The sequence below is a fragment of the Salmonella sp. 32082101201600294FB01SM01 genome (genome assembly GCF_017572865.1).
Taxonomy (GTDB): Bacteria; Pseudomonadota; Gammaproteobacteria; order Enterobacterales; family Enterobacteriaceae; genus Salmonella; species Salmonella enterica.
Window position 1 is genome coordinate 908,625 of sequence record NZ_JAGESB010000001.1, and the last position, 15,023, is coordinate 923,647.

Here is a 15,023-nt window from a genome sequence, read left to right on the forward strand (position 1 = left end):
AGGAGCGGTGATGTATTACGGGTTTGACATTGGCGGAACAAAGATTGCGTTAGGCGTATTTGACTCAACGCGGCGGCTGCAGTGGGAAAAACGGGTTCCCACGCCCCATACCAGCTATAGCGCCTTTTTAGACGCCGTGTGCGAACTGGTCGCGGAAGCCGACCAGCGATTTGGCGTAAAAGGGTCGGTAGGGATTGGCATACCCGGTATGCCGGAAACCGAAGACGGCACGCTGTACGCCGCGAATGTCCCGGCAGCCAGCGGTAAGCCGTTGCGCGCCGATCTCAGCGCCCGACTGGATCGCGATGTGCGTCTGGACAATGACGCTAACTGTTTTGCCTTGTCCGAAGCCTGGGATGATGAATTCACGCAATATCCTTTGGTTATGGGGCTTATCCTCGGCACCGGCGTCGGCGGCGGCCTGGTGCTAAACGGGAAGCCGATTACCGGTCAGAGCTATATCACCGGCGAGTTTGGTCATATGCGTTTGCCGGTTGACGCGCTAACGTTGATGGGGTTTGATTTTCCTCTCCGCCGTTGTGGATGCGGTCAGATGGGCTGCATTGAGAATTATCTGTCCGGGCGCGGGTTTGCGTGGCTATATCAGCATTATTATGATCAATCGCTGCAGGCGCCGGAGATTATCGCGTTGTGGGAGCAGGGCGATGAGCAGGCGCACGCGCATGTTGAGCGCTATCTGGATTTACTGGCGGTTTGTCTGGGGAATATACTGACGATTGTCGATCCCGATTTATTAGTGATCGGCGGCGGACTATCGAACTTTACGGCAATAACAACGCAACTGGCGGAAAGACTGCCGCGCCATCTCCTCCCTGTTGCCCGCGCGCCGCGCATTGAGCGTGCGCGGCATGGGGATGCAGGTGGGATGCGCGGTGCTGCTTTTTTACATCTTACCGACTAATCAAAAAAAGAGGTTGTTATGCAGTCGCGTCGGTTTCATCGATTAAGCCGCTTTCGTAAAAATAAACGTCTGTTGCGTGAACGTCTGCGCCAGCGGATCTTTTTCAGAGACAGAGTGGTGCCGGAAATGATGGAAAACCCAAGAGTATTAGTCCTTACAGGTGCAGGAATTTCTGCAGAGTCTGGTATTCGTACGTTTCGCGCGGCGGATGGCCTTTGGGAAGAGCATCGGGTTGAAGATGTGGCGACGCCGGAAGGATTCGCCCGTAATCCGGGGCTGGTGCAGACATTTTATAATGCCCGCCGTCAGCAGCTTCAACAGCCGGAAATACAACCCAATGCGGCGCATCTGGCGTTAGCGAAGCTTGAAGAAGCGCTTGGCGATCGCTTTTTGCTGGTGACGCAAAACATCGACAATTTGCATGAACGCGCGGGCAATCGCAACATCATTCATATGCATGGCGAGCTGTTGAAGGTGCGCTGTTCGCAAAGCGGCCAGATTCTGGAATGGAACGGCGATGTGATGCCGGAAGATAAATGTCACTGCTGCCAGTTCCCGGCGCCGCTACGTCCGCACGTGGTGTGGTTTGGCGAGATGCCGCTTGGCATGGATGAAATTTATATGGCGCTGTCGATGGCGGATATTTTTATCGCCATTGGCACATCCGGTCATGTCTATCCGGCTGCGGGTTTTGTGCATGAAGCAAAACTGCACGGCGCACATACGGTGGAACTGAATCTTGAGCCAAGCCAGGTCGGCAGCGAGTTTGAAGAGAAGCACTACGGCCCGGCAAGCCAGGTTGTGCCGGAATTTGTTGATAAATTCCTGAAAGGGCTGTAGTGCTGTTTGCCCGGTAACGCCTTATCCGGCCTACATTTCACGTTACGTTCATCTGTAGGCCCGACAGGCGCTTTGGCTGAATTAGCGTCCTGCTTTTAGCTTCTGATAATACTCTTCATAAATGGCGCTGGCGTCGCCGACATCGTTTTGCCACTCGCCTTTGCTGATGGTTTGCGCATCCGGATAGAGCGACTTATCATTGGCGACCTCCGGGCTTAACAGCTTACGCGCCGCCAGGTTGGGGGTAGGGTAGCCGATGGTTTCTGCCACCTCTTTCGCGACGTCAGGACGCAGCAGGAAGTTGATTAGCTTCAGCGCGCCCTCTTTATTTTTCGCGTTCGCCGGAATAGCCAGGCTATCCATCCAGAAAATACCGCCTTCTTTCGGCCAGACGACCTCCAGCGGCGTGCCAGCCTGACGAGCAACGAAGGCCGAACCGTTCCACACCATCCCCAGGTTGACTTCCCCTTCCATATACGGATTCGCCGGATTATCGGAGTTGAAGGCCGCTACGTTCGGCATCAGTTTTTTCAACTCTTCATATGCCGCTTCGATCTCTTTCGGATCGGTAGTGTTACCGGAATAACCTAGCTTGCGCAGCGCCATCTGGAAGACTTCTCGCGCATCGTCGGTTAAAAGCAGGCTGTTTTTATATTCCGGTTTCCACAAGTCAGCCCAGCTGGTAATGGTTTTTGGATCGATAGCATCGCTGTTCACGCCAATCGCCGTTGCGCCCCAGATATACGGAACAGAATAATCGTTGTTGGGGTCAAACGGTTTGTTGAGCATTTCCGGATCGAGGTTGTGGAAATTGGTTAATTTCGACTTATCGATCTTCTGGATCATGCCTTCTTTGCGCATTTTGTCGACATAGTATGTAGAAGGAACAACCAGGTCATACGCGCCATCTTTATAGGTTTTGAGTTTGGCATACATGGTTTCGTTCGACTCGTAGGTCGAATAAATCACCTTAATGCCTGTCTCTTTAGTGAACTGTTCCAGCAGGCCCGGCGGTACATACTCAGTCCAGTTATAGAAATAGAGCGTGTCGTTGTCGGAGGCATGAGCGGCACTCATACCCAGCGCCAGGGCGCCCGCCGCGAGCAGGTGGCGTGACCATTTTTTCATTTAACGTCCCCTGAATTACGGGCCTTATCGGCCCTTGGTTTTATCACGAGCAATAAGCTGGCTGGCAATGACCATTACCAGAGACAGCACCAATAAAACGGTCGCCAGCGCGTTCACTTCTGGTGAAACGCCGACTTTTACCATGGAATAAATCTTTAAGGGTAAAATTTCATAGCCCGGCCCGGTGACAAACGACGAGACCACTACATCGTCCATCGACAACGTAAAGCTCAGCAACCAGCCCGCCGCCACCGCCGGCATCGCCAGCGGCAGAATGATTTTGCGTAAAATCGTTACCTCACTGGCCCCCAGGTCTTTTGCGGCTTCCAGCATTCTGACATCAAAGCCTTTCAGGCGCGAATAGACCGTGACGACCACAAACGGCAGGCTAAAGGTGATGTGCGAGAACAGCAACGACCAAAAGCCCAGTTGAATGCCGAGTAACATAAACAGCACCAGCAGGGAGATCGCCATCACGATATCCGGCGACATCATTACTACAAACAGCATCCCGCTGACGAATGGCTTCCCGCGAAAGCGGTAGCGATAAAGCGCCACCGCGGTTAACGAGCCAATCAACGTGGCGAAGGTCGCTGAAAAAATCGCCATCGTCAGTGAATGTTGAGCGGCCTGCAACAGACTGTCGTTATTGACCAGGAGTTCGTACCATTTAGTGGTAAAGCCCTGCCAGTTAATGCCGAACCGCGAACTGTTGAAGGAGTTCACGATCAGAATAATGATGGGAATATACAGATACGCATAGATGGCAGTCATGAAACCGCCACGGAGCAGCCGACCGATCATTCAAGTTCCACCTTCTTATTCAGAGGATGGGGTGCTTTTAGAGTATTGAAAATGATCAATTTTTTCTCTTCTCCAAAATCTCTCCAAAACGTCTCGCGGTTATCAGCAGCCAGGAAGAAGCAAGCTGCCGCTTGAAGCCGCGAATTTTACAACAAATTGCCAGACGAGCGGGAAAAAAAGGCCATTTAAATGACTATTCTCATCCGATCCGGTCATATGCGGCATTATTGCACCAGGCAAGAGGTTACTCTGTAGGCAAACATGGAGTACGTGAGTAAACCCTGAACGTGACGTTTGAGAAAGCGTCGTCTGATTTTATAAAAAACAACATAAACAGCCGCTTTGTTGTTCTGAGCGAACGTGTAGCGTGGTTAACTGTTCTTCCGCCATTTTTTGTATAGCCTGGGGGGCTATTCTAAAAATGGCGTGAAAAAACTGATCAGAGATGGCTTCGATTATCTCAGCTAACATGCTTAGGCTGGCGCTGGGATCCGTTACGAGGAACGCCTGAAACGTCTTATCCGCCAGTAAAACCTCTTCTACCATTTTTTCAATAGGTATGTGGGTATGCGGTGGTGGTATTTCAAGCTGTTTTAAGCCACACATCGTCATTGTTTCTAAAAATGCGTTTTGCTGAGTACTTTCGGATATATTCGCATGCTGTAAAATGCGCGTTGTCTTTTCAATCCCAGACTGAATTTTCGCTGCCAGGTAGGTTACCTTTTCTTGCGTTTTCCACTCATCTAAATTTCCTTTTCTCCATTCAGAATATAAATACCCCTCTATGTTGTCTAATGGAACCGATAATGTCGGCGCGCCAGCAGGATTGAGACATAATGTCGAAGGGAGGGGGTAATCTACGATGTCGCTATATCTTGTATTAATCATGGCCGTCATTTGTGGATGCGATTTTAAAATATCCGGGCGATCTTTCATTAAAAAATAAAGATTCCCCATGACTTTACAGCTAAAGGTATCGGTATTTTGAGTGATACGTAACAATTCGTTCTCTTCGTTTTGATCCATGATGCGAAGAATAATAGTGTCATCATTTTCATTAGGATTATAAACCTGAAATCTATCTCTTTGTGATGCGCAGGCTAACTCTTTTAACTCAAAAAAAATCTCTGTAAGCCGCTCTCGTGTGGGGGTGCGATCGGCAAACAACATCTCATGTAGACAACTGTCCGCTTTTGCTTTGCCAGTAGAAAAAAAGAAGTCTTTAATTTTTTCCCATAAAACTTTCCACCATGCTTCTTTCGTATTCCTTGGGGTGTTGGTAAGGATTTCACTTTTTAAAAAACCATTCCCTATAGTAATCGGCATATTAATCTCACTTATACTGGAGTAAAAATGACTACATAATTGATTAAATCGACCCTTTTTATCTCAACTGCGGGCGCATCGGATGTAATATAATTTTTAAAAGAGACTGGCAATCAGTATAAAACCTGAGAGCTTCGCGTATAAACGCATTACTGTCTGTGATAGCGTCGGTACAGGTAAAAGTAAAAGAAGGCCTGGCGCGGATGATGTTGTAGATTTGCAATACTGGCGGCAACTGCTTTCATGCGTTTTTTATGCCGGAGGCATGAAGTTTACCCTTGAATAAACTTCATGCCTGGATGCGTGTGGATTTGTTAGCGTTGCGCAATTAATCGCTTATATCACTCACCTTCTTATTCAATAAGCGGGAAGCCCGCCAGTAAATCAACAGCATGAGTCCCATCACAATGGTCAGCGTAATGCTGGTAGCCGCGCCAAACGGCCAGTCGCGAATATTCAGGAACTGTACCTTAATGACGTTACCAATCAGCAGGTTTTTCGCGCCACCCATTAAATCGGAGACGTAGAACAGGCCCATTGCCGGTAGCATCACGAGCAGGCAACCGGCGACAATGCCCGGCATGGTTAATGGAATAATGATGCGGATGAACGTTTGCATTTTACTGGCGCCGAGATCGCGTGCGGCCTCCAGTAGTGGTTTGTCGAGCTTCTCAATGCTGGAGTAGAGCGGCATGACCATAAACGGCAGCAAAATGTAAACCAGGCCGATAATAACGGCGCTCGGGGTGAACATGATGCGAATCGGCGTATCAATCACGCCCAGCCACAGCAGGAATTCATTGAGATAACCTTTAGTGCTCAGGAATATTTTCAACCCATAGATGCGGATCAGTGAGTTGGTCCAGAAAGGAACGATCAGCAAAAACAGCAATAACGGACGTATCTTTTCCGGTAACTTCGCCAGAAACCAGGCAAAAGGATAGCCTAGCACCAGGCAGGAGAGGGTGGCGATCAGCGCCATATTCAGAGAGTGCAGGAGCACTTCAAAATAGAGCGGATCGAGCAGGCGTGCGTAGTTATCCAGCGTAAAGACCATCTTAACGAAACTGGCGTCGTCACGGGTCAGAAAGCTGGTGCCAATGATCATCAGGTTGGGCAGAAAAACAAACAACACAAGCCAACCGACGATAGTGACAATCACTACATTCTGGAATTTACTTGTGTTCTTCATCAGCCAGTACGACCTCCCAGCTTTCTACCCAACTAATGGCCATTTTTTGGTCAAGTGAATGGTCGAAGTCAGGATCGTCTTCGTTGAAGAATTCGCTGACCATCACCATTTTGCCATTTTCCAGTTCAACCACCGACTCCAGCGTCATACCTTTATAATTGCGCTCGCGCACGTAGCCGATAAGCCCTTCGATGTGGTTATCATCGTTGATCTCTTCGACGCGTAGATCTTCCGGTCGCAGCAGGACGTTCAGTTTTTGGCCTGGTTCGACAGCGAAATTGACGTATATATTGCACTCCCGACCTTCTACGCTGGCGCGGACGCGCTGTTCATCAAGCCGTTCAATGACGGTTGCGTCAAAGCGGTTAATTTCGCCGATAAAACCGGCGACAAACAGGTTTTTTGGCTCTTCATAGATTTCACGCGGCGTGCCGTCTTGCTCAATCACGCCATTACGCATTACCACGATACGATCGGACATGGTGAGCGCTTCTTCCTGATCGTGAGTGACAAAAACAAACGTGATACCGAGTTTACGCTGTAATGCTTTAAGCTCGTTCTGCATTTGTTTGCGCAATTTATAGTCCAGCGCGGAGAGCGATTCATCCAGTAATAACAGGCGAGGTTTATTCACCACCGCGCGGGCGATAGCCACACGCTGCTGCTGTCCGCCGGAAAGCTGGTGCGGTTTACGTTGTGCAAACTCTTCAAGCTGCACCATACGCAGCGCATCGGTCACGCGGGGCGCAATCTCGGTGGCTGGCGTTTTTTGCATCCGTAAGCCAAACGCGACATTTTCAAACACCGTCATATGCGGAAATAAAGCGTAGCTTTGAAATACGGTGTTCACATAACGATTTTCGGCGGGAACGTGGGTGATATCCTGGTTATCCAACATGATATGCCCGGCATCAACGGTTTCCAGGCCGGCAATCAGGCGAAGAACGGTTGTTTTACCGCAGCCGGAAGGGCCAAGCAGCGTGAGGAATTCGCCATTGTTAATGGTCAAATCCAGTTGTGAAATGACCTCTTTGCCATCGAAACTTTTGCTAATTCCCGACAAAAGCACCAGCGGTGAAAGCGAACGCGGTTGTTTATTCAATTTCTTACTCTGTCCCATGTAAACGCAACGGATGGCTGACCGCTGCGGGGTTTGTGGTTAACCACCTTAATCACTCTTAATGAGGGCGGTCATTCTACGGCAAACCACTGTGATCGCCAATCCTTGTTGCGAATTACTGACTTAGCTTTATAGTCAGAAAGCGTGTCAAAGTGAAATATTCTTGTTTGCAGGGATAAAAGTGACCTGACGCAATATTTGTCTTTTCTTGCTTATTAATAATGTTGTCACGAAAAGTGAGGGTGACTGCATGGATAAACTACTTGAGCGTTTTTTACACTACGTATCGCTGGATACCCAATCAAAGTCGGGTGTTCGGCAGGTTCCCAGCACTGAGGGGCAGTGGAAGTTACTACGTTTGCTCAAACAGCAGCTCGAAGAGATGGGGCTGGTTAACATTACATTAAGTGAAAAAGGGACGTTGATGGCGACGCTCCCGGCCAATGTTGAGGGGGATATTCCCGCCATTGGTTTTATCTCCCATGTGGATACCTCTCCGGATTTCAGCGGTAAAAACGTTAACCCGCAGATTGTCGAGAATTATCGCGGCGGCGATATAGCATTAGGGATTGGCGATGAGGTGTTGTCACCCGTGATGTTCCCGGTACTGCATCAATTACTGGGACAGACGCTGATTACTACCGATGGTAAGACATTGCTGGGCGCGGACGATAAAGCCGGCGTTGCGGAGATCATGACCGCGCTGGCGGTGCTGAAAGGTAATCCTATTCCCCACGGCGACATTAAAGTGGCGTTTACGCCTGACGAAGAGGTAGGGAAAGGCGCGAAGCACTTCGATGTTGAGGCCTTTGGCGCGCAGTGGGCCTATACGGTCGACGGCGGCGGCGTGGGAGAACTGGAGTTTGAAAACTTCAATGCCGCCTCGGTGAATATCAAAATCGTCGGCAATAACGTGCATCCTGGTACGGCGAAAGGCGTGATGGTCAATGCGCTGTCGTTGGCGGCGAGGATTCACGCGGAAGTGCCGGCGGATGAAGCGCCTGAAACCACCGAAGGTTACGAAGGGTTTTATCATCTGGCCAGCATGAAAGGCACCGTTGATCGGGCCGAAATGCACTACATCATTCGCGATTTCGACCGTAAGCAGTTTGAAGCGCGTAAACGCAAAATGATGGAGATTGCCAAAAAAGTCGGTAAGGGACTGCATCCGGACTGCTATATCGAGCTGGTGATAGAAGACAGTTATTACAATATGCGCGAAAAAGTGGTTGAACATCCGCATATTCTCGATATCGCCCAACAGGCGATGCGCGACTGTCATATTACGCCGGAGATGAAACCGATTCGCGGCGGTACAGACGGGGCGCAACTGTCGTTTATGGGCCTGCCGTGTCCTAATCTCTTTACCGGCGGATATAACTATCATGGTAAACATGAGTTTGTGACGCTGGAGGGGATGGAAAAAGCGGTACAGGTGATTGTACGTATCGCGGAGCTGACGGCGAAGCGCGGCCAGTAGCGAATGTTACGCATTGTGGTGAAGCGTTTTATTATTTATGGCGGGATATTTTCCGCCATAAATTTTTCTGCCTGGAGCGCCGAATATCCGCCTTCCTGGTCTCAGCGCCAGCAACAATCTGCAGCATGTTTTATGACCGGCGATGAAACCTGCATAACGTTTATTGATGATGCGGTGAGGCTGGCCTCGCGGCAATATGGCAAACGCTCAATACAGCTTGTTCGTAGCCTGCTATTACAAAGCGATATTTATCAATGGCTGGGTAAACCTGAATTAACGCCGCAAATGCTGCTGCGAGCGCGGGCAATCATGAAAACATTTCCGGCGGGCACTTATCCGGGCGATCGGGCCGATATGTTTGAACACCTGGCGGCCTTTAATGTTTACAGTGACGATCGCCATATAGAGTATTCATCTACAGAGCAGTGGCGATACGAGATCAAGGTTGATTACCGTCAGCGGATAGCCTGGCAAGAGCAGGCATTAACGTGGCGTCTTAAAGACAAAAAGGCATCGACGGAGGCATTGGTTTATACCTTAAACAGGATGCGCGACGCTTATTCTGATGCGCTGGAAGAGCGGGATGTCGAATGTGATAGTGCGCGTAAAGCCTATTATTTGGCGAAGGTAGACGCAACGGAGCGGCAGTGGCTGAGCGTTATTTTACGAGATAAAACCTGGGATAATCGTGAGCGCGTCGCCTCTTTTTTGCAGCAGAAAGCGGATATTGCTTATAATGCAGGGCATATTAGCGAGGCGATTAATGCGCTAAGTCAGGCGCTAAAAATTGAGCAAACGCTTTATGGCGCCGAATTCGGCGAAATGACGGTTGACAGCAATAATCTTGCTGGCTTTTATGCACAGGGCCATCATTATAAGGAAGCGAAAGATCTCTACCTTAAACTTATCGCGTATTACCAGAGCCGTTTAACACCAATGGCGACGGTAATATCACGATTACGCTTTTATTTGCCCGAAAACATCGACCTGGACAGTACCTCCCTCTATCTCCCATTGCTGGCAGAATATAAACGTCGGCAGTCTGACGTATCAATGGTGTTGCATGGTATTTCGCTGCTTTATCAGAATAATCAACAGTTTGAACAAGCAAAATACTTTGCGGAACGCGCCTTTACGCTTGATGCCGTAGCTTATCCAGCAAAGATGCAGTATGAACGATTACAGCAATTGGCTAATATTGCCGAAGGTCTTGGCGATAACGTACTGGCGCGACGTTACCGGCAAATGTCATTTCGCCATCGAATGGCCCACTCGATTTACCCAAGCGATCCGCAATATAACGATTTCGCCAAACCTGGCGGCGATCGTTGTGGATAGTTTGCGTCAGCCCGGCGGTCGCCGGGCATTGCGATGTTCTTATCCTTCGAAGAACCAGTACCCGCTATTCACCAGCGCCGCCAGCATGGCGAGGAAGGACGGGTCTTCCAGCGCATCGCCGAAGTTTTCAGCGGTTAGTGCAATATGACTGGCGAGCGCCTCCAGAGCGGGGCGATGCGGAGAGTCTATTTTTTCGCCATTCGCATAGACCTCATCGCCGATGCGCAATACGCGAAGCCCGCCGAGACGTACTAATACCTCGCCTTGCTTTAAGGCATCGTAAATCTCATCAGGCTGATACGGCGGCTCCGGCGGCGCAATATCCAGTTCGTGGCGTGACTGAGAGAGAAACTCGCCAAGCCACTGTTGGAAATGCGCGGGTTCATTGATCAAATCGAGCATCATATTACGCAGTTTATCCATCTCCTGCGGCAGGATATCCGCCGGATGCTTGCGGGACGGCATATCCGGATCGCTGTAGTATGTATTGCCCAACTCCCGTTGCAGGACGTAATCGGCAAAACCGCTGATCAGCTCACGGCTATTGGGCGCGCGAAAACCAACCGAATAGTTCATGGCGTTTTCCAGCGCATAGCCTTCATGCGGGAATCCTGGCGGAATATACAGAATGTCGCCCGGCTCCAGCTCTTCATCAATAATGGCCTCGAACGGATCGACTTGTAACAGGTCGGGATGCGGGCAGTGCTGACGCATTTGCAGCTTTTCGCCCACGCGCCAGCGACGGCGACCGGTTCCCTGGATAATAAACACATCATACTGATCCAGATGCGGGCCAACGCCGCCGCCGGGGACGGAAAAGGAGATCATCAAATCGTCGATACGCCAGTCCGGCAGAGCGCGGAACGGGCGCATCAGCGCGGCGGTGGGTTCATGCCAGTGGTTTACCGCCTGTACCAGCAGCGACCAGTTGCTCTCACCCAGATGATCGTAGCTTTCGAAAGGGCCATGGCTGACCTGCCATTTGCCATCCTGATGGCTAACGAGACGGCTGTCGATTTCGCTTTCCATCGCCAGCCCCGCCAGCTCATCCGGCGAGAGCGGATCGATAAAGTTGCTAAACCCACGTTTTAACACCACCGGGCGTTTTTGCCAGTGGCGTTCAAGAAAGTCGGGCCAGTTAAGAGTTAATTGGTATTCCATGTTAAGTATCCGCAGGCTGGTATCTGACACCGATTATAACGGATGCTTAACGAGATGCGTGGAAGAACGCACAGAAATGTTTATTCCTCTTTCTGAGTGGGATGCTGTCGGCCAAAAACGACCTCCATACGGGCGCCGCCGAGCAGACTGTCGCTGGCAATGATCTGCCCGGCGTATTGTTCCGTAATCTCGCGTGCGACAGCCAGCCCTACGCCTTGTCCTGGTCGCAGGGTATCGGCGCGCTGACCGCGATCAAACACCAGGGAACGTTTGCTGTGGGGTATGCCTGGGCCGTCATCTTCGACGAAAATATGCAAATGATCGTCGGTCTGGCGAGCCGAAATCTCGACAAACTCCAGGCAATATTTACAAGCGTTGTCCAGTACGTTGCCCATTACTTCGACAAAGTCGTTTTGCTCGCCGACAAAACTGATCTCTGGTGAAATATCCATACTGATATTCACCCCTTTACGCTGATAAACTTTATTGAGCGCAGAAATCAGGTTATCTAACAACGGCGCGACGGGATGCAGTTCGCGGCTTAACAACACGCCGCTACCGCGCATACTGGCGCGATGCAGATAATAGCCGATCTGTTGGGAAATCCGGCTGATCTGTTCCAGCATCACTGGTTCAGCTTTGCTGACGCTCATCTTTTCGTTGCGTAAAGAGCGTAACGTACTCTGCAAAACCGCGAGCGGCGTTTTTAAACTGTGCGTCAGGTCGGTCAGGGTCGTGCGGTATTTGTTATAACGTTCGCGCTCGCTTTTGAGCAGTTGATTAAGGTTGCGCACAAGGCTGGTCAGCTCACGCGTCGTCTCCGGATTGAGCATTTCGCGATGATGATCTTCAAGCTCGCGCACCTCCCGCGCCAGCGCCTCGATAGGGCGTAAGCTCCACCAGGCGGCGATCCACAGTAAAGGAATGACTAACAGTAAATTGGCGGCCAGCACGTATACGAACCAGCTCCACACCATATACGAGCGTTTTAGCTCTATCGGAATGGTATCGACCACCACGATGGTTAACTGCGGCATCCGCGCTGTGGCAGGATAAATATTTACCGCTACCGAGTGGGTCATCTCCGCATCATCGTCATCTTCACGTACTTCTTTGAGTTTTTCCTGCGCGGAATGGTCTTCGCTCAACAGCGTGCTGGTGGCGTCTACGTTGGTTTCAATTTCATGGAAGCCGTTCGTTTTTAACCATTCCGGTTGAATGCTTTTAATCAACCAGGGGATGTTGCGCTGCGTCCATAATAATTTGCCCGTTTCATCGTAAATAAGGGTCATGGTCGGGCTTTGCATGTCCAGATTTTCAGGCAGCTCAACGCTGATTTTATTATTTTCCCATTTGGCGAGGGTATAAAACAGGTTGCTTTCGCCGCGCAGTAGACGAAAGGTGGTTTTATCAAAACTTACGCTATAGCCGACCAGCGCCACTATGCCATATGCCAGAGAAAGCACCAGCACGACGCCGGCTGTCGCCAGCAAAAAACGAACCCGCAGCGACAGCGGCAGAAAATGGCGAGCAAATTTATTCATTAGCGCAATTCAAAAAGATATCCTTGTCCGCGTACGGTGGTAATGACATCGTGCGGATACTGGGCCTGTATTTTTTTCCGCAGACGCCCCATGAGAACATCAATGGTATGACTTTCCCGCAGTTCCGCATCCGGATACAGCTGAAGCATCAGCGAATCTTTGCTGACCACTTTACCGTTGTTACGGATAAGCGTTTCCATAATGGTGTATTCGAACGCCGTGAGTTTGATGACCTCTTCATTGACGGATAATTCCCGGCGTGAGAGATCCACCTGGAAAGGCGGGATGTTGATCACCTGGGAGGCCAGACCGCTATTACGGCGCATTAACGCCTGCATACGCGCCATTACCTCTTCGATGTGGAATGGCTTCGTCACGTAGTCATCTGCCCCGGAGCTGAGAACCTCGACTTTATCCTGCCAGCCTTCGCGCGCGGTTAACACCAGAACCGGCAGTGAAACATCACTGCTGCGCCAGCGGCGTATTAAGGAAAGGCCGTCTTCATCCGGCAGACCTAAATCGACAATAGCGATATCCGGAAGGTGTTCATTAAGGTAGTAATCAGCTTCCCTGGCATCTTCTGCGGCATCGACCTGGTGACCTGAATCCTGGAGCTGAACCTTCAGGTGGTGGCGTAATAATGCATTATCCTCTACAACCAGTACGCGCATCATCTCTTCTCCCTTGTGTTAACAATAAGAACAGTCTAGCGTTGATTATGGTGCTTTGGGGATAAACAGTTAATAAACCAGACAAATAGTCACCCTCTTTCTGAAGAAAAGAGGGTGAGGCAGGCATTATTTAAGTTCGTCGACCAGAGTCACCGCGCGACCGATATAATTTGCCGGCGTCATGGCTTTAAGGCGCGTTTTTTCTGCTTCCGGCAGGGCCAGACTATCAATAAACTGTTTCATTCCTTCGGCATCGACACGCTTGCCACGGGTCAACTCTTTCAGTTTTTCATATGGTTTTTCAATACCATAGCGGCGCATGACGGTCTGGATCGGCTCGGCTAATACTTCCCAGTTGTGATCCAGTTCGTCAAGCAGATGATCGCGGTTTACTTCCAGCTTGCTGACGCCCTTCAGGGTGGACTGATAAGCGATAAGCGCATAGCCGATGCCGACACCCAGGTTACGCAGAACGGTTGAGTCGGTCAGATCGCGCTGCCAGCGGGAAACCGGCAGTTTGTTTGCCAGATGGTGCAACACTGCATTAGACAGACCGAGGTTGCCTTCTGAGTTTTCAAAGTCAATGGGGTTAACTTTGTGCGGCATGGTAGAAGAACCGATCTCCCCGGCGATGGTTTTCTGTTTGAAATGGTTCAACGCAATATAGCCCCAGACATCGCGATCGAAATCGATCAGGATGGTGTTAAAGCGCGCGATACAGTCAAACAGTTCCGCAATATAATCATGCGGTTCAATCTGGGTGGTGTAAGGGTTCCACTGGATGCCCAGTGAGGTGACGAACTCTTCGCTGAACTGATGCCAGTCAACTTCCGGATAGGCGGCGATATGCGCGTTATAGTTGCCTACGGCGCCGTTGATTTTACCGAGGATCTCCACCTGGTTGAGCTGGCGGAACTGACGCTCCATACGATACGCCACGTTCGCCATCTCTTTACCCAGAGTGGAAGGCGTTGCCGGCTGGCCGTGGGTGCGGGAGAGCAGCGGAATGTCGCGATACTGCGTGGCGAGATCTTTAACCGCGTTAATCACCTGACGCCAGTAAGGCAGGATCACTTCATCGCGCGCGGTTTTGAGCATTAACGCGTGCGACAGGTTGTTAATGTCCTCAGAAGTGCAGGCAAAGTGGATAAACTCGGAAACGTCATGTAGCGCCGGGATCGCGGCGACTTTTTCTTTCAGAAAATACTCAACCGCTTTCACATCGTGATTCGTGGTGCGCTCAATGGTTTTAATGCGCGCGGCATCTTCTTCATTGAAGTTTGCAACAAGCGTATCCAGGTAACCGTTTGCGTCGGCAGCAAAAGCAGGAACTTCCTTGATCGCTGCGTGCGCGGCTAATTTCTGCAGCCAACGTACTTCGACTTGTACACGAAATTTCAGCAAACCGTATTCGCTAAAAATTCCGCGCAGCGCGCTGACTTTATCGCCGTAGCGTCCATCGACAGGGGAAACGGCGGTCAGTGAGGATAATTCCAT

Annotated in this window: 13 protein-coding genes; 4 read left to right on the top strand and 9 right to left on the bottom strand. The window is 50.4% G+C overall.

Annotation, left to right across the window (positions count from 1 at the left end; all coding sequences use genetic code 11):
- Positions 1-10: 10 nt before the first annotated feature.
- Positions 11-922 (top strand): N-acetylglucosamine kinase, encoded by a 912-nt coding sequence (gene nagK / locus J4645_RS04345; protein WP_000291330.1) that lies wholly within the window; start codon positions 11-13, stop codon positions 920-922.
- Between the two features lie 18 nt (positions 923-940).
- The gene (gene cobB, locus J4645_RS04350) at positions 941-1,762 is read left to right on the top strand and encodes a Sir2 family NAD+-dependent deacetylase (protein WP_001191856.1); all 822 of its coding nucleotides are present in this window, start codon (positions 941-943) and stop codon (positions 1,760-1,762) included.
- Positions 1,763-1,843: 81 nt separating this feature from the next.
- On the opposite strand, the gene potD is transcribed toward cobB, so the two are convergent.
- The 5 genes from potD to potA form a co-directional block, all read right to left on the bottom strand.
- Positions 1,844-2,890: a spermidine/putrescine ABC transporter substrate-binding protein PotD gene (gene potD, locus J4645_RS04355; RefSeq protein WP_000759329.1), complete on the bottom strand. Its 1,047-nt coding sequence runs from the start codon at positions 2,888-2,890 to the stop codon at positions 1,844-1,846.
- Positions 2,891-2,914: 24 nt separating this feature from the next.
- Positions 2,915-3,694 carry a spermidine/putrescine ABC transporter permease PotC gene (gene potC / locus J4645_RS04360; protein WP_000580299.1) on the bottom strand — a complete coding sequence of 260 codons (780 nt, stop codon included), beginning with the start codon at positions 3,692-3,694 and terminating at the stop codon, positions 2,915-2,917.
- Positions 3,695-4,009: 315 nt separating this feature from the next.
- Entirely contained in the window at positions 4,010-5,020 is a 1,011-nt protein-coding gene (sifA, locus tag J4645_RS04365) for an SPI-2 type III secretion system effector SifA (protein ID WP_023214971.1), read from the bottom strand.
- Positions 5,021-5,348: 328 nt separating this feature from the next.
- On the bottom strand, positions 5,349-6,212 hold the full coding sequence (gene potB / locus J4645_RS04370) for a spermidine/putrescine ABC transporter permease PotB (RefSeq protein ID WP_000799391.1): 864 nt from the start codon (positions 6,210-6,212) through the stop codon (positions 5,349-5,351).
- Positions 6,196-7,332 (bottom strand): spermidine/putrescine ABC transporter ATP-binding protein PotA, encoded by a 1,137-nt coding sequence (gene potA / locus J4645_RS04375; RefSeq protein ID WP_000531583.1) that lies wholly within the window; start codon positions 7,330-7,332, stop codon positions 6,196-6,198. The genes potB and potA overlap by 17 nt, the downstream gene beginning before the upstream one ends.
- Before the next feature lie 250 nt (positions 7,333-7,582).
- Between potA and pepT the strand changes: the two genes are divergently transcribed.
- Entirely contained in the window at positions 7,583-8,812 is a 1,230-nt protein-coding gene (gene pepT / locus J4645_RS04380; RefSeq protein WP_000359410.1) for a peptidase T, read from the top strand.
- A 3-nt stretch (positions 8,813-8,815) separates the two neighbouring features.
- On the top strand, positions 8,816-10,150 hold the full coding sequence (locus J4645_RS04385) for a hypothetical protein (protein ID WP_023214970.1): 1,335 nt from the start codon (positions 8,816-8,818) through the stop codon (positions 10,148-10,150).
- A 39-nt stretch (positions 10,151-10,189) separates the two neighbouring features.
- Here J4645_RS04385 and J4645_RS04390 read toward each other — a convergent pair whose 3' ends face one another.
- The 4 genes from J4645_RS04390 to purB form a co-directional block, all read right to left on the bottom strand.
- A complete protein-coding gene (locus J4645_RS04390; RefSeq protein ID WP_000456512.1) occupies positions 10,190-11,311 on the bottom strand; it encodes a cupin domain-containing protein in 1,122 nt (373 codons plus the stop codon).
- 80 nt (positions 11,312-11,391) lie between these two features.
- Positions 11,392-12,855, bottom strand: a complete 1,464-nt coding sequence (phoQ, locus tag J4645_RS04395; RefSeq protein ID WP_001031687.1) for a two-component system sensor histidine kinase PhoQ — start codon at positions 12,853-12,855, stop codon at positions 11,392-11,394.
- Positions 12,855-13,526 (bottom strand): two-component system response regulator PhoP, encoded by a 672-nt coding sequence (phoP, locus tag J4645_RS04400; protein WP_001537766.1) that lies wholly within the window; start codon positions 13,524-13,526, stop codon positions 12,855-12,857. The genes phoQ and phoP overlap by 1 nt, the downstream gene beginning before the upstream one ends.
- A gap of 126 nt (positions 13,527-13,652) precedes the next feature.
- Positions 13,653-15,023, bottom strand: a complete 1,371-nt coding sequence (gene purB, locus J4645_RS04405; protein WP_000423763.1) for an adenylosuccinate lyase — start codon at positions 15,021-15,023, stop codon at positions 13,653-13,655.